18 protein-coding genes are annotated in these 22,384 nt (G+C 62.9%); 11 read left to right on the plus strand and 7 right to left on the minus strand.

Annotated elements, in window-relative coordinates:
- The first annotated feature begins 299 nt into the window (after positions 1–299).
- Complete coding sequence (locus BFP89_RS26015) at positions 300–1,631, plus strand: APC family permease (RefSeq protein ID WP_065888348.1); 1,332 nt, start codon at positions 300–302, stop codon at positions 1,629–1,631.
- Between the two features lie 261 nt (positions 1,632–1,892).
- Here BFP89_RS26015 and BFP89_RS26020 read toward each other — a convergent pair whose 3' ends face one another.
- From BFP89_RS26020 to pvdM, 3 genes are read right to left on the minus strand one after another with little or no spacing between them, the layout of a single operon-like run.
- Positions 1,893–2,765 carry a dihydropyoverdine dehydrogenase gene (locus tag BFP89_RS26020; protein ID WP_065888303.1) on the minus strand — a complete coding sequence of 291 codons (873 nt, stop codon included), beginning with the start codon at positions 2,763–2,765 and terminating at the stop codon, positions 1,893–1,895.
- Positions 2,766–2,793: 28 nt separating this feature from the next.
- Positions 2,794–4,062: a pyoverdine-tailoring periplasmic protein PvdN gene (locus BFP89_RS26025; protein WP_065888304.1), complete on the minus strand. Its 1,269-nt coding sequence runs from the start codon at positions 4,060–4,062 to the stop codon at positions 2,794–2,796.
- Positions 4,059–5,420, minus strand: a complete 1,362-nt coding sequence (pvdM, locus tag BFP89_RS26030) for a pyoverdine-tailoring dipeptidase-like protein PvdM (protein WP_065888305.1) — start codon at positions 5,418–5,420, stop codon at positions 4,059–4,061. Before pvdM ends, BFP89_RS26025 begins: the two co-directional genes overlap by 4 nt.
- A 142-nt stretch (positions 5,421–5,562) precedes the next feature.
- On the opposite strand from pvdM, the gene BFP89_RS26035 reads away from it, so the two are divergent.
- Together BFP89_RS26035 and BFP89_RS26040 are read left to right on the plus strand one after the other, a co-directional pair.
- On the plus strand, positions 5,563–7,191 hold the full coding sequence (locus BFP89_RS26035) for a pyoverdine maturation tyrosinase PvdP (protein ID WP_065888306.1): 1,629 nt from the start codon (positions 5,563–5,565) through the stop codon (positions 7,189–7,191).
- Positions 7,192–7,276: 85 nt separating this feature from the next.
- Positions 7,277–8,629, plus strand: coding sequence for a Fic family protein (locus tag BFP89_RS26040; RefSeq protein ID WP_065888307.1), 1,353 nt, complete (start codon positions 7,277–7,279; stop codon positions 8,627–8,629).
- A 59-nt stretch (positions 8,630–8,688) separates the two neighbouring features.
- Here the strand turns inward: BFP89_RS26040 and BFP89_RS28070 are convergent, their stop codons facing one another.
- Together BFP89_RS28070 and BFP89_RS26050 are read right to left on the minus strand one after the other, a co-directional pair.
- The gene (locus BFP89_RS28070) at positions 8,689–8,958 is read right to left on the minus strand and encodes a hypothetical protein (protein WP_083208163.1); all 270 of its coding nucleotides are present in this window, start codon (positions 8,956–8,958) and stop codon (positions 8,689–8,691) included.
- A 144-nt stretch (positions 8,959–9,102) separates the two neighbouring features.
- The gene (locus BFP89_RS26050) at positions 9,103–9,825 is read right to left on the minus strand and encodes a pirin family protein (RefSeq protein ID WP_065888309.1); all 723 of its coding nucleotides are present in this window, start codon (positions 9,823–9,825) and stop codon (positions 9,103–9,105) included.
- A gap of 181 nt (positions 9,826–10,006) precedes the next feature.
- Here BFP89_RS26050 and BFP89_RS26055 point away from each other — a divergent pair, with 181 nt between their 5' ends.
- Both BFP89_RS26055 and BFP89_RS26060 read left to right on the plus strand, forming a co-directional pair.
- The gene (locus tag BFP89_RS26055; protein WP_065888310.1) at positions 10,007–10,957 is read left to right on the plus strand and encodes a GlxA family transcriptional regulator; all 951 of its coding nucleotides are present in this window, start codon (positions 10,007–10,009) and stop codon (positions 10,955–10,957) included.
- 150 nt (positions 10,958–11,107) lie between these two features.
- On the plus strand, positions 11,108–12,559 hold the full coding sequence (locus BFP89_RS26060; RefSeq protein WP_065888311.1) for a winged helix-turn-helix domain-containing protein: 1,452 nt from the start codon (positions 11,108–11,110) through the stop codon (positions 12,557–12,559).
- Here the strand turns inward: BFP89_RS26060 and BFP89_RS26065 are convergent.
- Together BFP89_RS26065 and BFP89_RS26070 are read right to left on the minus strand one after the other, a co-directional pair.
- Entirely contained in the window at positions 12,506–15,277 is a 2,772-nt protein-coding gene (locus BFP89_RS26065) for an ATP-binding protein (RefSeq protein WP_065888312.1), read from the minus strand. The genes BFP89_RS26060 and BFP89_RS26065 overlap by 54 nt on opposite strands.
- A gap of 58 nt (positions 15,278–15,335) precedes the next feature.
- A complete protein-coding gene (locus tag BFP89_RS26070) occupies positions 15,336–15,734 on the minus strand; it encodes a helix-turn-helix domain-containing protein (RefSeq protein WP_065888313.1) in 399 nt (132 codons plus the stop codon).
- A gap of 204 nt (positions 15,735–15,938) precedes the next feature.
- Here BFP89_RS26070 and BFP89_RS26075 point away from each other — a divergent pair, with 204 nt between their 5' ends.
- The 6 genes from BFP89_RS26075 (at position 15,939) to BFP89_RS26100 (ending at position 22,207) form a co-directional block, all read left to right on the plus strand.
- Positions 15,939–16,847, plus strand: a complete 909-nt coding sequence (locus BFP89_RS26075) for a LysR family transcriptional regulator (protein ID WP_065888314.1) — start codon at positions 15,939–15,941, stop codon at positions 16,845–16,847.
- Between the two features lie 318 nt (positions 16,848–17,165).
- Positions 17,166–17,969, plus strand: a complete 804-nt coding sequence (locus tag BFP89_RS26080) for a hypothetical protein (RefSeq protein ID WP_256097391.1) — start codon at positions 17,166–17,168, stop codon at positions 17,967–17,969.
- Between the two features lie 94 nt (positions 17,970–18,063).
- Positions 18,064–18,654 carry an antibiotic biosynthesis monooxygenase gene (locus BFP89_RS26085; RefSeq protein ID WP_065888315.1) on the plus strand — a complete coding sequence of 197 codons (591 nt, stop codon included), beginning with the start codon at positions 18,064–18,066 and terminating at the stop codon, positions 18,652–18,654.
- Positions 18,651–20,489 (plus strand): amidohydrolase, encoded by a 1,839-nt coding sequence (locus tag BFP89_RS26090; protein ID WP_065888316.1) that lies wholly within the window; start codon positions 18,651–18,653, stop codon positions 20,487–20,489. The genes BFP89_RS26085 and BFP89_RS26090 overlap by 4 nt, the downstream gene beginning before the upstream one ends.
- 22 nt (positions 20,490–20,511) lie before the next feature.
- A complete protein-coding gene (ycaC, locus tag BFP89_RS26095; protein ID WP_065888317.1) occupies positions 20,512–21,129 on the plus strand; it encodes an isochorismate family cysteine hydrolase YcaC in 618 nt (205 codons plus the stop codon).
- Between the two features lie 196 nt (positions 21,130–21,325).
- Positions 21,326–22,207: a LysR family transcriptional regulator gene (locus BFP89_RS26100; RefSeq protein WP_065888318.1), complete on the plus strand. Its 882-nt coding sequence runs from the start codon at positions 21,326–21,328 to the stop codon at positions 22,205–22,207.
- Positions 22,208–22,384 lie beyond the last annotated feature (177 nt).

The raw sequence follows: 22,384 nt of genomic DNA on the forward strand, positions 1-22,384 counted from the left end.
GCTAAGTTAATACTGTATTTATATACAGTTATTCGACTTTAGAAGACTTGGGTCTTCGGGTCAAGGACGAAAATGCATTTATGCATATTTTTTGGTGATGACTTGGCTGACACGTTTCAGCCTTGGGTTTTTACAGACGTTCGCGTTCGGCCGGGAGGTAGCCAAGGGAGCTGCTACTAAATAACGGACCTTTTAAATAAGGAACTTTGGCCGCGCAGGTCTTCTCCATTGGAAATAGCCCCGCTTCAGCCGGCCTGCGCCGGATGATCGCTGATTGCAACCTGCCGCCAGAGCCGCCCATGTCCGAATCCAGTTTGAGCCAAGCCGAACCTTCCAAGCCGTCCTTGCGCCGCGCCGTAACCGGCCCGATGTTGTTTCTGTTCATCCTCGGCGATGTACTCGGCGCGGGCGTGTATGCGCTGGCCGGCACCATCGCCGGCCAGGTCGGCGGGGCGATCTGGGTACCGCTGCTGGTGGCGTTGTTTTTCGCCATGCTCACCGCCGGCTCGTACGCTGAATTGGTGACCAAGTACCCGCATGCGGGTGCCGCTTCGGTGTTCGCCGAAAAAGCCTTCAAGTCGCCGCTGATCTCATTCCTGGTGGGCTTTTGCATGCTTGCAGCCGCCGTCACCAGCGCCGCCGGTTTATCCCTGGCGTTTGCCGGCGACTACCTGGCCGCGTTCATCGATGTCTCGCCCCATGTGGCGGCTCTGGTTTTTCTGCTGGCGATTGCGCTGTTGAATGCGCGCGGGATCAAGGAATCGCTGGGCGCCAATATGGTCATGACTTGCGTGGAACTGTCCGGGCTGTTGTTGGTGGTGGTCGCTGCGGCCTGGTGCTTTCAGTCGGGCGAAGCCAATTTGGGGCGGGCGTTCGAATTCAAACCTGGCATCAACCCGATGCTCGCCGTGCTCGGCGCCGCATTGCTGGCGTTCTATTCGTTCGTCGGTTTCGAAACGTCGGCCAACCTGGCGGAAGAAATCCGTGGTGTGCGCAGGATTTACCCGCGTGCGCTGTTCGCCGCGTTGATCGTGGCGGGTATCGTGTATATGGCGGTTGGTGTTGCTGCCTCCGTGGTGCTGCCGATGGACAAGCTGACAGCCACATCGGCACCGCTGCTCGAAGTGGTGCGCGCCTCGGGCCTGAATATTCCCCCGCAACTGTTTGCCTTCATTGCCTTGGTGGCGGTCGCCAATGGCGCGCTGCTGACGATGGTCATGGCCAGCCGCCTGACCTACGGCATGGCGCGCATGGGCCTGTTGTCGGAGCCGTTGTCCCGCGTGCTGCCCAAGCGCCGTACGCCCTGGGTGGCGATCATTGCCAGTACGGCCGTGGCCATAGCCTTGACGCTGACCGGCACGCTGGCGGCGTTGGCCGAGACGGTGGTGTTGTTGTTGCTGTTCGTGTTTCTCAGTACCAACCTGGCGGTGCTGGTATTGCGGCGTGACACCATCGAGGAAAAGCATTTTCGCGTGCCGAGTTGGGTGCCGGTGCTGGCGATCGTCTCGTGCCTGATCCTGCTGAGCCAGCAAAGCCTGGATACCTGGTTGCGGGGCGGGGCGCTGATTGTGTTGGGCATGGTGCTGTATGGCTGCAATCGATTGGCGACGCCGGCGGTGCAGGCGGGTTGAGTACACCAACCGGGTAGCGGCCCATGCCGCCGATGGCGGTGGGTCAGTTGCAGAAGTATTCACTGACCCTCCCACATTGGGTTGGTGTATGGCTTGGAGCTCGCGTACTACCCGAAAACCCATCCAGTCACGCCGCTTCTGCGGGTGAATACAATCCTCCCGACGCATGAAGTTCAAATGTGGGAGGGGGCTTGCCCCCGATGGCGGTGGGTCAGTTGCAGAAGTATTCACTGACCCTCCCACATTGGATTGATGTATGGCTTAGAGGTCGCGCACTACGCGGAAACCAATCCAGTCACCGCGCGTCTGCGGGTAGATGTTGTTGCGGTTGCCGGAGCGGGAAAACACTGGCGCCTCGCCCCAGTCATTGCCGCGAATCTGGTAGGACTCGCAGTTCGGTTCCATCCAGGCACTCCCGTCGGTCGGTGCACCGATGTAGTTCGGGTGTTCGCAATCGGCAACCCGTTCATACACATTGCCGTGCATGTCGTACATGCCAAACGCATTCGGCGGGTAGCTGCCCACCGGTGACGAATAGCTGTAGCCGTCCGCCGGGCCGTAGGTGTTGGCGTGCCTGGCAATGCTGTAGCCCTTGCCTTCGTCGAACGGGAAGGGGAACGGCCCGCGGGTGCCGGCGCGGGCTGCGTATTCGCGTTGGGCTTCGCTGACCATGTGGTACTGCTGGCCGGTTTTTTTCGACAGCCAGGCCACGTAGTGTTTAATATCGTCCATGTCCATGCACACCGCCGGCTGGCGCGGGCCCTGGGGGTAGCGGGGCTTGCTGGCGATGCATTCGCGGCCGGGACGATCATCACCATTGGCGATCTTCACCCCGGTCTGGCGGACATAGCTGTCCCATTCACCGGCGGTGATGTGGAAGCGGCTCATGGCGAAGGGCTTGGCGAAGGTCACCTCATGCATCGGGCCTTCGTCCGGCTCGCGGCCGACTTCGTCTTCCGGGGTGCCCATGGTGAAGGTGCCGGCAGGCAAGACCACCATTTCCGGGCAGTCCTTGCAGTCCTTGAAGACTTTGCCCGGTTGCGGTGCCGCCGCCTGGGCCAGGCCTGGGAGCAGGGCGCCGCACAGTGCGGTCAGCGCCAGGGCTGGCAGGGGTTTGAGTCGAAATGGCGTCATGTGAGCGTCTCGTTCAAATAAAAAAAGGTCACAGCCGCTGGCTCAGCAACGCCATGAAGCGCTGGATCTCATCTGAGCTGTTGAGCAGGCCGGGGGAGGTGCGGATCACCGGCCCGACATCGCGGTCCACGGCGTCGATCACCACTCGGTTTTTCATCATGTAGCTGGCCACCGCATCGCAGTCCTGGCCCTTGACCCGAAAGAAGGTAAAACCTGCCGACAGCGCTGGACTGCGCGGCGTGACCAGTTCTATCTGCGGATGCGCCAGCAGTTGCGCTTTAAGCTCGGCGTTGAGTGCGTGGATACGCGCCTGCACCGCTGCCTTGCCCAGTTGCAGGTGCAACTTGAAGGCTTCGTCGGCGGCCCAGCGATGTTCGAACGCGTGGTAGCCGCCGGGCGTCATGGTGGTGGCGAAATCCTTGTCTTCGGAGAAGGTCGGCACCATCGGTGTGACGTAGGTGTTGTCGGGGCTGCGAGCGCACACCAGGCCGGTGCCGCGCGGGCCGAACATCCACTTGTGGGTGCCGGCGATGAAGAAGTCGCAGTGCATGGCCGGGAAGTCGAGGTTTTCCACGCCGAAACCGTGCACGCCGTCGACCACGTAGAGCAGGCGGTCGTTGTCGTCGCGGTTGCGGTTGTATTCATTCACCAACTGGCCGATTTCGCCAATCGGCAATTTGACACCGCTGCCCGACTGCACCCAGGTCATGCCCAGTACGCGGGTGTTGGGGCGAATATTGCGCTGGATATTGCCCAGCACTTCATCGGCGGACACGCCGCTGGCGCTGTCGAACAGCCGGATGCGGCGGACCTGGGTGCCTTCCCTGCGCACGCGAAAATCCAGGACGTTCTGCGTCGCGTAATGCTCATGCTCGGTGGTGAGGATTTCCTGGTCGGCGCGCACCTTGATCCCACCGTAAATCATCGCCAGCCCTTCGGAGGTGCTGCCGGTCAGGGCGATCTGTGGCGGCGTGGCGTTCAGGTAGCGGCCCGCCCATTCACGCACCTGGCCTTCGCGTTTCCAGGTTTCCTGCAGGTCCCAGTCCATCGCCAGGCCGGGGTTGCGGTCGATCTGCGCACGGTAGCGCTCGATGGCCTCGCGCACCGGCCTGGGATGCGACGCTACCAGGAAGTTGGAAAAATGCAGGTAATCCGGGTCCTGGTTGAACAGCTGTTTCAAGCCTGTCCATGGGTCGTTCGTGGCGGCGGCCAGCGCCTGGGGCATCAGCGTGTTGCCCAGCGGCAGGCTGGCGGCCAATACGCCGGCCTGCTTGAGGAATGTGCGACGGTCGGTCATGGGCTGACTGCTTGATGAGCCAGGGGTTTGGCGGCTTTCTGGACCTGCTCCCACACCCGCAGGAAGTTGCCTCCCCACAGCTTGGCGATATCGGCTTCGGAATAACCGCGCTGGATCAGTTCGGCGGTGACGTTGCGCACTTCGCCAACGTTCTCCCAGCCCTGCAGGCCACCGCCGTCGTTGAAGTCCGACGCGATGCCGACGTGGTCGATGCCGATCTTGCGCACGGTGTAGTCGATGGCATCGCCCCAGTCCTTGAGGGTCGCCTTGGGCTCTTCCTCGAGAATCGCGTACAGCTCGCTGGCATACTGGCCGAAGCGCTGTTCGGGCCACGCGGCGATGATCGCATCGCCCGGCATCAAGGCCATCGCCAGGTTCGGCAGCGGCGGCAAGTCGAAGCGGGCGCGCAGGGCGTTGAGCTTGTCCTGGGTCGGCTGGCTCAGGGGGCGCAGGTAGGCAGGAAAGCCCACCACCTGCACCACGCCGCCGCTGCTCTTGATCAGTTGCAGTTCCTTGTCGCTGAGGTTGCGCGGGATGTCCACCGACGCCCGGGGGGCCGAGTGGGACGCTACCATCGGTGTACGGCTCAACTGCGCGACCTGTTCCAGGGCCTTGGTCGACATCTGCGACACGTCGATGATCACTCCCAGGTCATTGAGGCGCTGCACCGCTTGCTGGCCGATGGGCGACAGGCCCTCGAGGGCGTCGGTGGTGTCATTGAAAAACGGCAGCGGGCGCGACGAATCCGACCAGGCGTTATTGCCGATGTAGCTGAAGCCGAACATGCGCATGCCGCGCGCCGCCCACAGGTCCAGCTGGTTCAGGTCGTTACCCAGCGGGTAGGCGTTGAGCATGCTGATAAAGATCGCGAACTTGCCTTCGCCGTGCAGGCGGCGCATGTCGTCCGGGGTGTAGGCGATGCCCACCTGGTTGGGGAAGTCGCGGACCATGCCGGAGATGATTGTGTAGCGCACCTCCTGCTCATGGCGGGCTTCCTCGACAAAACCGTCGGTGGGTTTGTGCGGGGCGTTGGGGCCGTTCCAGATTTCCGGCCAGCCGAAAATGGTCAGGGCCGCGCCGGATAATCGGCCGCGCGCCGCTTTGGCCAGGTCGAATTGGCCGCTGCCATCCTTGTCGGCTTCATTGCCGGCGGTGCCGAAGTCCATGGGCACGGTGATGTGGCTGTCGAACGACAACAGGCGATCCTGCATTTCATTGGCCTGCTTGATCACCTCCAGCGGGTAGCCGGCGTTGCCCTTGAACCAATGATTCCAGACCAGAAAGCCGGCCCCGGCAGCGACCGCCAGTGCCAGCGGCAAGCCGATATACAGCGCCTTTTTCGAACGTGGTTTTGTCATTGCCATCTCAGTCAGTTGAGGCCTTTGCTATCAGGGAAGAACGAGCGATGACCGGGGAAATTTAGCGGGCGCTGCCCGGGCGGTAAATTTCCCCAGGCTGCAAACGTTCTAGCTCTGATTAAGCCGTTTCCTAAGGTAGACAATGACGATCTCTCGACGTGGGTTCATCGCAGGCCTGGCGCTGACCGGCGCGGCGGTGCCCGCGGCCTTTTATGCCCATCGCGAGCTGACGCGGGAAGAAGAATTCCCGGTCACCCCCGGCGAAGCCACGGTCGACCTGGCCGACACCCAGGGCCAGCATCTGGCGAATACGTTGCGCGGCGTGTGGAGCCTGCGCCTGGAAGGCCGCGATGCCGGCCTCAGGGGGTTGCCGTCCCGGGGCCTGGAACTGCTGCTGGACATCGCGCCCCGTGGCCGTGGCTTGCGCGGTTACCTGGACACCGCCGAGAACCTGCGGGCCGACGGCGAGCCGCGCTACCGCGTATTGGGCGATCTGCTGACGGGCGAGGGCGCCTTGCTCTATTGGCGGCTGATCGACCGCGATTCGGCGGCGGGCATCCCGGCCTACGAATTCAAGATGACCCTCGATGAAGTCTGGGCCGACTTCGGCAATGCCGGCAGCGGCACCCTCAGTGGGCAGATCCTCGACCTTGAGCGGCCCCTGGCATTGACCGAGCGCGACAACCGATTCATCGCCCACAAACAGCTGTTCCCCGAAGCCCGCCAACGTATCGGCCTCAACCCGACCCTGCTGGCCTGGCTGATTGCTCCCGAACATCGTCTGTTTCACCAGCTGTGGCACGCCACCCGCGACCAATGGCACAAGCTCTCCGAAGAAAAGCGCGAGGCCCTGCGCGGCATCGGCTGGCAACCCGGGCCGCGTGGCCGGGAGCGCGATGCGCGGGGCAAGCTCAAGGACCGTAACGGCTCGGGCATCGACTTTTTCTTCATGCACCGCCATATGCTGGGCACTGCCCGCTCCATGCAGGACCTGCCGTCATGGCCGCATTTCCCCGAGCCCCAGCCGGCGCTGGAGCGCGATCGCCCGGGCTTCGTGCGCTACTTCGATAACCACGACGGCTTTGCGTTGCCGCCGTGCTGGTCGGCGCCGGATGACGCCGATTACACCCAGTGGGTCAGCGACATCAAGGCTGCCGAGACCTACCACAGCAATTTCCAGGTGTGGGAATCCCAATACCGCGACCCACGCTACCTGGCCAGGCTGACCCTGGGCCAATTGGGCTCGGAGATGGAACTGGGCCTGCACGACTGGCTGCACATGCGCTGGGCTTCTGTGCCGCGCGACCCGTCCAACGGCGCCCCGGTGCCGTTTGCCCGCGACCCTGCGGACTTCGCCGCACGCTGGTACGCACCGGAAAACGACTTCCTCGGCGATCCGTTTTCATCCCACGTGAACCCGGTGTTCTGGCACTTCCACGGCTGGATCGATGACCGCATCGAAGACTGGTTCCGTGCCCACGAGCGGTTCCATCCGGGCGAAGTCACCCGGCTCGAAGTCAACGGCGTAGCCTGGTTCGCACCGGGGCGCTGGGTTGAAGTCGGCGACCCCTGGCTCGGCCCGGATACCCACGGCTGCAGCACCACGCCGGGGTTGCAGCAGGGCCGCTCGTTGGAAATGGACCCGGAAATCATGAAACTGGCCCTGCGCATCACCTTCGGCGCCGATGAGGAACTGCTCAAGGGCCTGTTCAAGCGCGTGCCGAAGCGGCCCTGGTATGCGCGGCATTTGAAGGTCAGGCGCGAGGCCTGAGTGCGGTGTTTTGGCTGCGTGTTCCTTGACATCGCGGCACTGGCGCGCAACGATCAACTCAATTTTTAAAAATTGAGTTTCAGTTGTGGCGAAAATCCATAAACCCACTGATTTCGCGGCTTTGTTAGATCGTCATGGTTTGCAGGTTTTCGAGCTTGCACGCATTTTCAAGGCGGTCGATGACAAAGGCCGATATTTGCACTGGGACGAATTCCGCCGTTACCCGACGCCGGGGGTCAATAAAGAGGCGGCCTGGGCCGCCATCAAGATGTCCCGGGCCTGTGGGAGCAAGACGCTTGAGCTCAAGAGCGAATGCGGCAGTGCTTTTTTCTTGTGCTCCACGGATTTCAGCGATGCGGTGATTCACGCTGTCGAGTCGGTGATATCCCGTTTAGGCGGGGCGGCAGCGTCGTCTCCTCAATACCGTGATAACGCTCAGTACCTGGTCGACTCATTGATGATGGAAGAGGCAATTTCCAGTGCCCAGCTGGAAGGTGCCGCGACCACGCGCAAAATCGCCAAGGACATGCTGGCCAAGGAGCGCCCGCCGCAGAATGACGATGAGCGGATGATCCTCAATAACTATCAACTGATGAAACATGCCAAGTACAACCAGGGCGAAGACCTGTCTGTCGCATTGATCTGTGAGTTCCATGGCATCGCGACAGCAGGGATTGACGAGGACGATATTCGCCCTGGTCATATCAGGGAAACCGACGATATTTTTGTCGGCGGCGCGGGGAATGAAATTGTTCATCAACCCCCTCAGGCCGCATTGCTACCGGACAGGCTTGAGGCACTTTGCAGGTTTGCCAATGACCGCCATGACGGTCAAGGCGGCAGGCACTTTATCCATCCGCTGGTCAAAGCCATCATTCTTCATTTCATGCTGGGTTATGAGCACCCCTTCAGGGACGGCAACGGCCGGACCGCACGCGCGTTGTTCTATTGGTTCATGCTCAAAAGTGGTTATTGGCCTTTTGAGTACATTTCCATCAGCGCCTTGCTCAAAGAAGCCCCGATGCAATACGGGCGCTCGTATATCCATACGCAAACCGATGGGTTCGATTTGACCTATTTCGTCATTTATCAATTGCGGGTCATCGAACGCGCGATGAATGAATTCATGCTGTATTTCGAAGGTAAAAGGCAAGAAGCCGTAGAGCTGATGAGCTGGCTCGATACGCTTGATTTAAAAGAAGGGTTGAATTACCGACAGGGCCATTTCCTGAAAAAAGTGCTGCAACACCCTGGGCGCATCTATACGCCCAGGGAACTCACCCATGACTATGACATTTCCGAAAATACGGCACGCAAGGACCTTGAAAAACTGGTCGGTATGAAACTTCTATTCAAGGTACAGGAAGGAAAAAGCCACCTGTACATCGCGCGCGACGATGCGCAGTTCAACTTGAAGAAGCTGACGAACGCAGGTTGATCGAAAACGAAAAAAAACCGGCTGATCAGGCCGGTTTGGGTTCCCTTCAACAGCAGGGGTTATACGTGGTTGCTCAGCAGGCGTTCAGCACCGCCTTCGGCCAGGCCACGTTCCTGCAGACGATCCGCACCGCCCTCGGCCAGGCCGCGTTCCTGCAGACGATCCGCACCACCTTCAGCCAGGCCACGTTCCTGCAAGCGATCCGCACCACCTTCGGCAACACGGGTTTCAATCATGCGATCCGCGCCGCCTTCAGCGACTACCGGGTGGGCGAAAGCGTTTGCAGCGAGTACCGAGAAAGCGAGGCTAAGCAAGAGTTGGCGTTTCATGATGGTGTGCTCCAAGTGTTTTAGTGAGGTGCCGTTTGGCATGGGTTTGATGTTACGCGTCGCAGTTTTTAAGAGAACTTCATTGCGCTGATGGTGACTATCGACGCCAGCGATGGACCCGCTCAGGGGCCATCACTGCGACCGTCATGGCATCTGCGGCACTTCATTGGGGCGCAGGTCAAACACCAGCACCTCGGCGTCCTCGCCATGGCTCAGGCGAATCTGGCGCTCGTCGCGTACGCGCACGCCGTCGCCTTCCTGCAAGCGCTGGCCATTGAGCTCGACGCTGCCGCGCGCCACATGGATGTAGGCGTAGCGATCCGGCGGCAAGTCCAGTTGCGCGCTTTCATCACCATCGAACAGCCCGGCATACACCCGCGCATCCTGGCGAACATTCAACGAACCGTCGGCGCCATCCGGCGAGATGATCAGTTGCAGGCGCCCGCGTTTTTGCGCTTCGCTGAAGTGCTCCTGCTGATAGCGCGGCTTGGCCCCGGCTTCATTGGGCACGATCCAGATTTGCAGGAAGTGCACACCCAGGCGGTGACTGTGGTTGAACTCGCTGTGGGCCACGCCGCTGCCGGCGCTCATCAATTGCACATCGCCGGGACGGATCACCGAGCCGGTGCCCAGGGTGTCCTTGTGTTCCAGGGCGCCTTCGAGCACATAGGAGAAAATCTCCATGTCACGGTGCGGGTGCTGGCCGAAGCCTTTGCCGGCGGCGACGCGGTCATCGTTGATCACCAGCAGGTCGGAAAACCCTTGTTCATTCGGGTTCCAGTAGTTGGCGAACGAGAAGGTGTGGAACGACTTCAACCAACCGTGATTGGCGGCGCCGCGTTCGGAAGCTTTGCGAAGGGTCAGCATGGTCCAGTCCTCAAGTGAGCGCGGGCTGCGAGATGCAGGGCGCTTGCGTTGAGAAGAAGGTTAATGGTTAACGGTTAATTCATTAAGAAGATGAAATCCGAATAACTGTCGCTTATGAATTGACAGTACAAGGCATGCCATAATGCCCGTCGCCTTTCTTCTCGATGGACGTTTCCCGCTTATGAAAACCGTGGCCATGGCGCTGTTTCCGGACTTCCTGCTGCTCGACATGGCCGGGCCGCTTGAAGTGTTTTCGATTGCCAACCGCTACCTGCCGGTGGCCGACCACTACCGGATCCTCACCATCGGCACCGAGCCTGGGCCGTTGCGCGCCTCCAATGGCGTCACGGTGCAGACCGACCTGCTGCTGGAGCAGGCCCAGGACGCCTATGACGTGCTGCTGGTGCCTGGCGGTCCGGGGGCCTATAACGAATGCCATCCCGCGCTGCTGCCCTGGCTCAAGGCGATGGCGCCACGGGCACGGCGTTTCGGTTCGATCTGCACCGGCGCCTTTGTGCTCGGACACGCCGGCTTGCTCGACGGGCACCGCGTGACCACCCACTGGCATTACACCGAACGCTTGATCAAGGCATTCCCCAACGCCATCGTCGAGACCGATCGCATCTACCTGCAGGACCGACGCTTGATCACCTCGGGTGGCGTCACAGCCGGTATCGACCTGGCCCTGTCGATTGTCGCCCAGGACCATGGCAAGCAAGTGGCGGTGGACGTGGCCAAGGTGTTGCTGGTGGTGATGAAACGCCAGGGTGGCCAGGCCCAGTTCAGCCCGATGACCGCCGCCGTGGCGCCCCAGGAAACCGCGATCACTCGGGTGCAGCACCACGTGCTGGCGCAACTCGACCAACCCTTTACCATCGAGTCGATGGCGGAACTGGCCGGGATGAGTGCGCGGCACTTTGCGCGACTGTTCGCCAGGGAAGTGCAGATGACGCCCATGGCGTTCCTGCAAGGCGCGCGCATCGACCGTGCCCGCCAATTACTGGAAACCACCGACCTGCCGCTCAAGACCGTGGCGTTCCACGCAGGCTTCGGCAGCGTGCGGCATATGCGCTTTCTGTTCAGTGAAAAGCTCGGCCTGAACCCTACCCAATACCGACAACAGTTCAGTTAACGACACCCTGTCCGTCTGAGGCCCCCGATTGTCCGTATCGCTCCCCGTGCCAGCATTGTCCTGTGAACGCCAGCTGGCAAGATAACGCCGAGCCCACGGAAAAAGGATGCGCAAGCACTCAAGCACGGGTGTTTCAGCGCTGTTACGGACATGAATCATTCTGCGGCGGTGAGCTTCGGCGCCTATACGTTTCATCGGCACCAGCGTCTGGTCAGCAAGGGCGGCAGGCCGGTGCCGCTGGGCGGGCGCGCCCTGGATATCCTCGCGGTGTTGCTGGAAGCGCCGGGGCAATTCATCAGCAAGGCGACCTTGATCGAGCGGGTCTGGCCCAACAGCGTGGTTGAAGACAATAACCTGCGCGTGCACATTGCCGCGTTGCGTCGCGCCGTGGATGTGCAGCCTTTGATCCTCAATCATCCGCAGCGTGGCTACTGCTTCGCTGCGCCCGTGCAAGGTGCGCTGCCGACGTTGCCGGCACCGCACAACCTGGCGGCGCGGCTGAGCCCTGTGGTCGGTCGCGATGAGCTGGTAGGCATGCTGGTACGGCGCATGGCCGGGCAGCGGCTGTTGACCCTGACCGGAGTGGCCGGTATCGGCAAAAGTACCCTGGCCCTGGCGCTTGCCGAGCGCGTGTTGCCACGCTATCGCGACGGGGTGTGGTGGGTCGACCTGGGCGACCTGCGCACGCTGGGCGAACTGCTCGGGCACCTGGCCACGCTCTTGCAGTTGGACGCCGTCGACAGCCTCGATGAGCTGTGCCGGCGGGTGGCCGCGCGCCGGTTGTTGCTGGTACTCGATGGGGCCGATCTGCTGCTCGGTGCCTGTCGCAAGCTGCTGCGCGCGCTGCACGAAAGGGCGCCGGAGGTCAGCGTGCTGGTCAGCAGTCGCGAGGCCTTGCTGGCGCCGGGCGAATGGGTGGTGCGCGTGCCGCCGTTGGGCGTGCCGTCGCCGTCGGCGCTGGGCAGTGTCGAGCAGGCCATGACCTGTCCCGCCGTGCAGTTGTTCGTCGCACGGGCGCGCGCCAGTCAGCAGGGTTTTGTGTTGCGGCCCCAGGAGTTGATGCCGCTGCGCGATATTTGCCGGCGCCTGGACGGTATCCCGTTGGCCCTCGAACTGGCGGCCGCCCAGGTTGACGCCCTGGGTATCGGCGGTGTGCAGCGGCAATTGCGCAGCGGCCTGCACGGGCTGAGCCACGGTCGTCGCACGGCGGTGGAACGCCATCGCTCAATGACCGCCGCGCTGGACTGGAGCTACGAGCGCCTGAGCCTGCCGGAGTGCTGGCTGTTCCTGCAGTTGGGCCTGTTCAAGATGGCGGTAACGCTGCCCACCTTGCGTGAAATGGTCAGCGGAACCGAGCTTGAGCACGCCGATTTGTCTTACCTGCTGGCGCGTCTGGTCAATCTGTCGCTGCTGACCGCCGAGCCTGGCCCGGGCCCGACGCGCTATCGCCTGCTCAATGGCGTGCGCAGCTACGCCCTGGCGCAACTGCGCGATCCGCTTCAGGTCGAGCGCTTGCAGCAAGGTTATGGGCAGTGCCTGGGTGAGTTTTCAGGCCGGCCGTTTGTCCTGCAACTCGTCGAGCAGGCGGCGTGCGCGCAGTAGGTCGCGGGTGGCGAAGCCTTCGGTAAATCGAGCGTAGATCGGCTCCAGCAAATCCCTGGCGGCTTGCCTGCGCCCTTGTTGCTGCCAGTGTTGTGCCAGGCAGCCCGCACAGCGCAACTCCCAGGCCAGGGCACCTTGCCGGCGTGCCAGGCCAAGGGCTTCGAGCAGCAGCGTTTCAGCACCGTGGATATCCCCCTGGAGCGCCGCGTGCCCGGCGTACACCCGCAGGATTTCCGGCGCGCACCAGCCCGCCGCGCCACTGCGCGCGCGGTGCATGCCCGGCTCATCGACCTGCCGCATGCCGAAGGTGACCAGGGTGTCCTCGATCAGTCCCAGGCCCTGCAGATCCTGGTCGCCCAGGATACCGGCATAGTGCCCGGCCCAGGTCTGGAACAGTTGCACCGAATGCTTGTGCGCCTGCTCAAGCAACAGGCGTTGCATGGCCTGTGCCTCGTCGTCGGCACCGTTGTAGCGGGCGATGACTACACCAGCCAAGGCCAGGGTGTAGCAGATCGAGGTGCCGTGGTTGATCTGCAGCGCCAGCTCCAGTGCCTGGCTCGCGGTGCGCCAGGCGCGTTCGGGGAAGCCTTGCAGCCAAAGGATGCGCGCCAGGACGGTCAGGGACGCGACGCTCTGGTCGTACTGCACGCCGATGCCATGGGCGAAGCGATTCACGTGGCCGCTGTGGCTCATGCGTTGCAGCACCTGCTCGGCATGATGCCGGGCCAGTGCCTGATCGCCGGTGTAATGCCGGGCGAGGGCGCGCAGGCGTTGGGTGCTCAGGTCCAGCAGCGGCTCGGTGCGCGGGTCGAGGCGATCGAATTGCAGGCTCTGTTGCAGCGCCTGGTCATAGCGCCCGGCACACAGGTTCACCGCCATATGCCCGGAGACCGCGCGCAACTGGCCGGCCAGGTCCTGGCGTTCTTCGGCCAGGCGCGCGGCACCGACAAACGCCGCAATGGTCTGCGGCGCGGCGCCCAGGGCGTGGTAGGAGAGGCTGCCCAGGGCCAATTGCAGTTGCAGGGTCAATTGCGTGCAGGGCGCTTCGACCTGATCGATCAGCGCCAGCGCCTTGTCCACATAACCGGCATGCTCGCGCAGCAACGACAGTTCCTGCCACAGGGGCATCGCACTGACCGTCAGGCGGATCGCCAGCAAGTGCCCCGCGTCGTCGGCAAAGCCCCAGTCGAGGGCGGCGCGCACGTCTTCGCGCAGCGGTGCGTAGCGCTCGATCCAGGGCTGGGCGGCGATCAGTTCCCAATCACCGCGGGCCTGTTCCATCAGCGCCAGGCAGCGTGCCGCGTGGCGTTCGCGCGTGGCTTGCAGTTCGCCGGCGAGGCTGAGCTTTTCCAGGGCGTACGTGCGGGTGATATCCAGCAGGCGATAGACCATCTCGTCCTCGCCGGCGTCCACGTTCAGCAGCGACTTGGCCACCAGTTGCGTGATGGAGCCGAGCACTTCGGCCAGGGCCACGTGTTCCCCGGCGATCACCGCCGCCGCGCTGACCAGGCTGAAGCCCCGGCGAAACACCGCCAGCCTGCGCAGGCAGATTTTTTCGCCTTCGGTGAGCAGGTCAAAGCTCCAGTCGAGCGTGGCCCGCAAGGTTTGCTGGCGGGGCAGGGCGTTGCGCCGTCCGCGGGCCAGCAGGCGGAAGTTGTCCTCCATCTGCACCAGCAGCCCCGGCAAGCCAAAACGCTCGATCTGCGCCGCCACCAGTTCGATTGCCAGGGGAATGCCGTCCAGGCGCTGGCAGATATCAATGGCCAGCGGCAGGTCGGCATCGCTCAGGGCAAAGCTGTCCTGATGGGCCATGGCCCGCTCGATCAGCAATTGCATGGCCGGGTAACCCAGGGCCTGGGCGCGGTTGCCGGTGGCGGGTGGGCAACTCAGCGGCTCCAGGCGTTGCACCGACTCACCTTCGGCGCGCAGGGCTTCACGACTGGTGGCGAGGATGTGCAGGTGCGGCGCATGGCGCAACAGGGTTTCGCTGATCAGGGCGATGTCGTCGAGCAGGTGCTCGCAGTTGTCGATCACCAGCAGCAACTGGCGTGCCTGCAGGCTGCGGGCGAAGCTTGCCAGCGGCGCATTCTCCCCGGGTGCGGCGCCCAGCAAGGCGGCGAGGTTGGGCAGGATCATCGACGCGGCACTGAGCGGCGCCAGGTCCAGCAGATGAATTCCATCGCGGTAATGCCCGATCAGCAATTCCGCGACGCGCAGGGCCACGGTGGTCTTGCCGATGCCACCGGCGCCGGTCAGGGTGATGAAACGTTGCTGCGGCAGTTGCTGCACCAGCGCATCGATCAGGGCCTGGCGGCCGATCATGCGCGTGCGCCGCAGCGGCAGGTTGTGGCTTGGGCGTTGGGGCGCGCCGTCGGTGGGTAGCGTCATCGGTTCGATGCTCAGTGGCGCGACAAAACTGTAGCCGCGCTGGGCGACCGTGACGATATAGCGCTGCCCGGCCTGGCCGTCGCCCAGGGCCTTGCGCAACGCGGCCATGTGCACCCGCAGGTTGCCGTCTTCCACCACGCTTCTGGGCCAGACCCGCGCGATCAGCTCCTGCTTGCTCACCACATTGCCGGCGTGCTCCAGCAGGATCAGCAGAATATCCACCGCCCGCCGTCCCAGGCGCAGCGGGCGACCGGCCTCCAGCACCAGGCGCTCGCGCGGATGGATGCGGTAGGGGCCGAAGTGCACGGCCTGGTCGCTCAACTCATTCATGGCTGCCCAGGTTCAAGAGTAACGGATGGGCAAGCATATTCCAGGCGCTTGAAGACCACTAGGCTGCGATCACCTCGGGCTTGGAGCGCGAGTGGTGATTTCGCCAGGTCATCGGGTTCACGCCCTCGCTGCGCGTGAACATGTGACAGAAGTGCGCCTGGTCGCAAAAGCCGCATTCCAGGCTGATTTGCGTAAGACTCAGGGAAGAACCGGTAATCAGTTCCTTGGCGCGCAGGATGCGCTGGTGGCGAATCCACTCCTGGGGCGACACCCCGGTGGAACACTTGAAGGCGCGGGAAAAGTGACTGCGCGACAACGCGCACGCCTGGGCCAGCTCGGCGATGCTCAGGCTTTCGCCGAGGTTGGCGAGGATCAGTTGCTTGGCGATACGCTCGCGCCGGGGGCACAGGCCTCCGGTGGCGGATAGACGAGGGGCATATTGCTCGAGTCGGGCCATGACAAATATCCGCAGTCGATGGGAGCTTTCCCGTTGAATGGATGCAGTGTAGACGCCGTTCATCTTGTTGCCGGACCGCCTGGCTGACGAGTTAATCGTTGTTAATTTCGCCAGGTGCCGGCGGGGAAAAACAGCACAGGTATGCAATCCAACGCGTGGCGGAACATGCTTTCCTGACCCCCTGCAAACCGCCTGGATACCGCCATGAACCGCAACGACCTGCGCCGCGTCGACATGAACCTGCTGGTGATTTTCGAAGCCCTGATGTTCGAGAAGAACCTGACCCGGGTCGCCGAGAAACTCTTTATGGGCCAGCCGGCGGTGAGCGCGGCACTGGGCCGCCTGCGCGATCTGTTCGACGACCCGTTGCTGCTGCGCAACGGTCGCGGCATGGAACCCACGCCACGGGCGGTGGCGATACTCAAGGAACTGCAACCGGCCATGGACACCATTTCGGGCGCCGTCAGCCGTGCCAAGGATTTCGACCCCTCCACCAGTTGCGCGGTGTTTCGCATCGGCCTGTCCGACGACGCCGAGTTCGGGCTGTTTCCGCCCTTGCTCAGTCACCTGCGCGAAGAAGCACCCGGCATCATCGTGGTGGTGCGCCGGGCCAATTACTTGTTGATGTCGTCGTTGCTGGCCAGTGGTGAAATCTCGGTAGGGGTGAGCTACACCACCGAACTGCCGGCCAACGCCAAGCGCAGGAAGCTGCGCGATATTCCCTGCAAGGTGCTGCGCGGCGATGATGGCGAGGCGCCGCTGAGCCTGGACGATTACTGCGCCAGGCCCCATGCCATGGTGTCGTTCTCGGGCGATTTGAGCGGCAATATCGACCTGGACCTGGCACGCATCGGACGTTCGCGGCGGGTGGTGCTGGCGGTGCCGCAGTTCAGCGGGCTGCGCGCATTGCTGGCCGGTTCGCAGATTATCGCGACCGTGCCCGATTACGCGGCGTGTGCATTGACCGAGGGCACCCGCCTGCGGGCCGAAGACCCGCCGTTCGCGATTGATGCGGCAGAGCTGTCGATGGTGTGGAGCGGGGTGCATGACAATGACCCGGCCGAGCGCTGGCTGCGGGGCAAGATTGCGCAACATATGGCCGCAGAGGTTTAGCGGTTCAGCCCCGGCGCCGAACGCGGTCTCACCTGGCCGGCTTCGATCTACAGAAAAGTCCTAACGATGCGCACGCTTTTTCCGGCTGCCCGCCCGGGGTTGGCCCGCCTACCATGGGTCAACTTTCAGCAGGGGCGGGTAGCGATTATGTATATCTCTCAGAGGCCACCGGTTATTCCACCGGTTACACCACAGCCGGGTCATGACGCGCCCGCTCCGGCGTCGCGGCACCCGGAGTCAATACCCGCGAGCGCTGATTCGGGCGCTGGCCTCGCGGGCTCAACCCGCTCTGTCGTCTCCACGCCGGGGGCTGTGCCGGTGACTGTCGAGACGTCAAAACTGGACAGGGTGAGCGATCCGCGTCTGGAGATTAAGAAGGAGGCCTCAGCACCCGATGGGATGTACCTCGTTTCCTACACGGTTCCCGGATCAGGCCAGGGGGTGAGCAACCTTACTTTTCCAATCAGTATTGGCGCGGGCGCGCAAAGAACCCCTAGCGAGCCTGCGGGGATCTATTACGCGATGCAGTTCGGCATTAATGACGCACAGGGTAATTCCCTCGGCGACGGGTATATCGGGCTGCAGCCAGGGGAGGACGGCAAGGCGCAGGTGCCGTTTTCCGGGTTCGGGTCGCACTTTACCGCTCCAGACGGCAGTTGCGACGCGGACGGTGGTCCGGGGGCGAGCAACAGTACAACCGTGGATTTCACGTTCGGTCATCAATACAACCTCACGGTGGAGCAAGACCCGCAGAATCCGCAGCGGTTGAGCGGGTATATCCAGGACGTCACGGACCCCGAGCACCTCGGGCCCAGGCAACACGTCAAAGACCTTTACGTCGATCGCAAGGTCAGCTTGACCACGAGCTATAGCGGGTTCGTCGAACACTACGGTAAGGAGATCGATCGCAGTTCGCAGATAGCGCCGACCGCAGGCAGTTTTTCCGCGCCCTTTACCACGGATGACCAAGGCAATATCAAGGTCGGTTCAGTCAAGAGCGACGGCTTGTATGGTCGATTCCGCAATTCGATCACCGGCGATCTGCAAGTGACTCGAGTGAACGGCGAGGGTAAGGCACTCAAGTTCTCGTTCCAGGGCGTCGGTTACCAAGAGCCAGGCTGAGCGTCGCGGCAAACAGCACATACATTCAATTCTCCACCGTCTTTGCCCGGCAAACTCCCCCCATCGCTCAATGCCCCGGGGGGAAACATCCATCATGGACCCAACACCCAACACCAGCCCCGACGAAGTCGTCACGCTGGTCGTCAAGCACCGGGTCAAGCCCGGCCGTGAAACCGAGTACGAAGCCTGGCTGCGCCGCATCGTGCGCATCGCCGGTGAACGCCCCGGCCACCTTGGCGTTGACGTCGTGCGCAGCCAGCAGAGCGGCATGGCCCTGTTTACCTGCGTACTGCGCTACCGCTCCACCGACGCCCTGGAGTTGTGGCTCGACTCCCCGCAACGCCAGGCCCTGATCGACGAAGCGGCGCCAATGCTGGCCGACGGCGACCAGACTGAAGTCGGCGCCGCCAATGAATTCTGGTTCGCCCCCCAGGCCGACGGCGCCGCCAAGCCGCCGCGCTGGAAGCAGGCGGTGGTGAGCCTGTGTGTGATCCTGCCGCAAACCCTGCTCCTGCCGTTTATCTGGGGGCCGATCCTGCGGTTGCACCCGTTTCTGTCCAACTACGTGGTCTCCACCTTCCTGGTCACCCTGACCATCGTGCTGCTGGTGGTTTACCTGCTGATGCCGGCGGCCACTCGCCTGTTCGCTCCCTGGCTTGAAGCCTCTGTAAAGGAAACCCCATGAACGCCGATCTGATTCTGTTCAATGGCCAGTTCCACACCGTGGACCGGGAAAACCCCCGCGCCAGCGCGGTCGCCATTCGTGACGGGCGCTTTGTCGCCGTGGGCACTGACGGTGAAGCCATGGCCCTGCGCGGCAGCGCCACCGAGGTCATCGACCTCAAGGGCCGTACCGTGATTCCCGGCCTCAACGATTCGCACCTGCACCTGATCCGCGGCGGGCTGAACTACAACCTCGAGTTGCGCTGGGAAGGCGTACCGTCCCTGGCCGATGCCCTGCGCATGCTCAAGGACCAGGCCGACCGCACCCCCACGCCGCAATGGGTGCGCGTGGTGGGCGGCTGGAACGAATTCCAGTTCGCCGAAAAGCGCATGCCCACCCTTGAAGAACTCAACCAGGCCGCGCCGGACACGCCGGTATTCGTGCTGCACCTGTACGACCGCGCCTTGCTCAACCGTGCGGCGTTGCGCGTGGCCGGCTACACCAAGGACACGCCGAACCCACCGGGCGGCGAGATCGTGCGTGACAGCAACGGCAATCCCACCGGCATGCTGGTGGCGCGGCCCAACGCGATGATTCTGTACTCGACCCTGGCCAAAGGCCCGAAACTGCCGTTGGAGTACCAGGTCAACTCCACCCGCCAGTTCATGCGTGAGCTCAATCGCCTGGGCCTGACCAGCGCCATCGACGCCGGCGGCGGTTTCCAGAACTATCCCGACGACTACGCGGTGATCGAGCAACTGGCCAGGGACCAGCAGTTGACGGTGCGCATCGCCTACAACCTGTTCACCCAGAAGCCCAAGGAAGAGCTCAGCGACTTCAAGCACTGGACCGGCAGCGTTACCCTGCATCAGGGCGATGACTACCTGCGCCACAACGGTGCCGGCGAGATGCTGGTGTTTTCCGCCGCCGATTTCGAAGACTTCCTCGAACCGCGTCCGGACCTGCCGCTGACCATGGAGCAGGAGCTGGAACCGGTGGTGCGCCACCTGGTGGAACAGCGCTGGCCGTTCCGTCTGCATGCCACTTACGACGAATCAATTTCGCGCATGCTCGACGTGTTCGAGAAGGTCAACCGTGACATTCCGTTCAATGGCCTGCCGTGGTTTTTCGACCACGCCGAAACCATCACGCCGAAAAACATCGAGCGCGTACGCGCCCTCGGCGGCGGTATTGCGATCCAGGACCGCATGGCGTTCCAGGGCGAATACTTCGTTGAGCGCTACGGGGCCAAGGCCGCCGAAGCGACGCCGCCGATCAAGCGCATGCTCGCCGAAGGCGTACCGGTAGGCGCGGGCACCGATGCCACGCGGGTGTCGAGCTACAACCCGTGGACATCGCTGTACTGGATGGTCAGCGGCCGCACCGTCGGTGGCCTGGAGCTGCACGCCGAGGGCCTGCCGCGCCTCACCGCGCTGGAGCTGTTTACCCACGGCAGCGCCTGGTTCTCGTCCGAGCAGGGCAAGAAGGGCCAGATCAAGGTGGGCCAATTGGCAGACGTTGCGGCGCTGTCGGCGGATTTCTTCAGCGTCGACGAAGAAGCCATCAAGTGGATCGAGTCGGTACTGACCGTGGTCGGCGGCAAGGTGGTGTATGGCGCCGGCGACTTCGACGATTACGCACCGCCACGGGTTCCGGTAATGCCGGACTGGTCGCCGGTGGTCAAGGTGCCGGGGCACTGGCGGCCGACTTCACCGCTGCAAGCTCAAGTACACCAGTGCAGCGGCCCCTGCGGCGTGCATGCCCACCGCCATGAAAAAGCCCGTTTTTCCAGCGTGCCGGTCAGCGACTTCCAGGGCTTCTGGGGCGCGTTCGGCTGCTCGTGCTTTGCCTTCTAACCAACCCCAACGGAGTTAACCCATGACTTACAAGCGCTTGAACAAAGACGACGCGGTTGTCCTGCTGGTCGATCACCAGACCGGCCTGATCTCGCTGGTGCAGGATTTCTCCCCCAACGAATTCAAGAACAACGTGCTGGCGCTGGCCGACGTGGCGAAGTTCTTCAACCTGCCGACCATCCTGACCACCAGCTTTGAAGCCGGCCCCAACGGCCCGCTGGTGCCGGAGCTCAAGGCACTGTTCCCGGACGCGCCGTACATCGCCCGCCCTGGCCAGATCAACGCCTGGGACAACGAAGATTTCGTCAAGGCCGTCAAGGCGACCGGCCGCAAGCAGATCATCATTGCCGGTGTGGTGACCGATGTGTGCGTCGCGTTCCCGACCCTGTGCGCCCTCGATGAAGGCTTCGAGGTGTTCGTGGTCACCGACGCTTCCGGTACCTTCAACGAAACCGTGCAACAAGCAGCCTGGGCGCGTATGACCGCTGCCGGTGCGCAACTGGTGAACTGGTTCGCCGTGGCCTGCGAGCTGCAGGTTGACTGGCGCAACGACATGGAAGGCCTGGCCAATCTGCTGTCGCCGCGCATCCCCAACTACCGCAACCTGATGAACAGCTACTCGGCATTCACGGCCAAGTAACCCGGTCTCAAAGTTACCGGTAATCCCTGTGGGAGGGGGCTTGCCCCCGATTGCAGTGTGTCAGTCTCAGTGTAATTGACTGAACCACCGTCATCGGCGGCAAGCCCCCTCCCACATTTGATTGTGTTTCACATTGGGTTTGTGGTGTGGTCACTGACCGGTTATAAAACAGCCCATCGTCCACCGGGAAGCGACAATGAACCCCTTCGAAGACATGCGCCTGTTTTGCCAGGTCATGGAGTCCGGCAGTTTCACCGCAGCCGCCGAGCAACTGGGCCTGTCCAAGCAATTCGTCAGCCGCCGCCTGATCCAGCTGGAAGACCGCCTCGGCGTGCGCCTGCTCAATCGCTCCACGCGCCGTCTGGATGTCACGCCGCTGGGCCAGAGCTACTACGAATCGGCCTTGCGCCTGCTCAGTGATGTCGAGCAAGTGGAGCAGGGTATCGCCGGCCAGAACAGCGAACCGCGCGGCACCCTTCGCCTCAGCGCGCCGCTGTCGTTTGCCATGGCGCATTTGGGGTGCCTGCTGCCGTTGTTCCTGCAGCGCTATCCCGAGGTGGCGGTGGAAGTCGACCTCAGCGACCGCCCGGTGGACCTGATCGGCGAAGGCTACGATCTGGTACTGCGCATCGGCACCCTGGAAGATTCCACCTTGATCGCCCGACGTATTGCCAGCATCCCGCGCGTCTACTGCGCCAGCCCCGATTACCTGGCCCTGCGCGGCACGCCGCACAAACCCGATGACCTCGCCGATCACGATTGCCTGCCCTACGGGCACGGTCGCCAGGTGCAATGGCGTTTCAAGGGCAAGCTGCAAGCGCTGCATGTGAGCGGGCGCATGCGCGTCAATAACGGCGATTTGCTGCGCGACGCCGCGATTGCCGGACTGGGCGTGACCTACCTGCCAACCTTTATCGTCGGCGATGCGTTGAGGGACGGCCGCCTGGTCAGCGTACTGGACGCGTTCGCGCCCGAAGCCCTGACCTTGTCGGCGGTGTATCCCCAGCACCGGCAGAGTTCGCGGCCGGTACAGGCGTTAGTCGAATTCCTGCGCGAACGCCTGGCCGGCGGTTGCTGAGCGATTGCCCGCTGGGTTTAACGGTGCGCCCCAAGATCAAGGCACGGCGGCCTTGGAACCGACCGATATGCTGTGTCGATCCCGGTCCAAATGTGGGAGGGGGCTTGCCCCCGATGACGGCCTCAGGGCCGATCAGGATGTTGAGTCGATCCCGGTCCAAATGTGGGAGGGGGCTTG

Origin of the sequence: Pseudomonas sp. 31 R 17 (assembly GCF_900004915.1) — a bacterium.
In the GTDB taxonomy this organism is placed as follows: domain Bacteria; phylum Pseudomonadota; class Gammaproteobacteria; order Pseudomonadales; family Pseudomonadaceae; genus Aquipseudomonas; species Aquipseudomonas orientalis_A.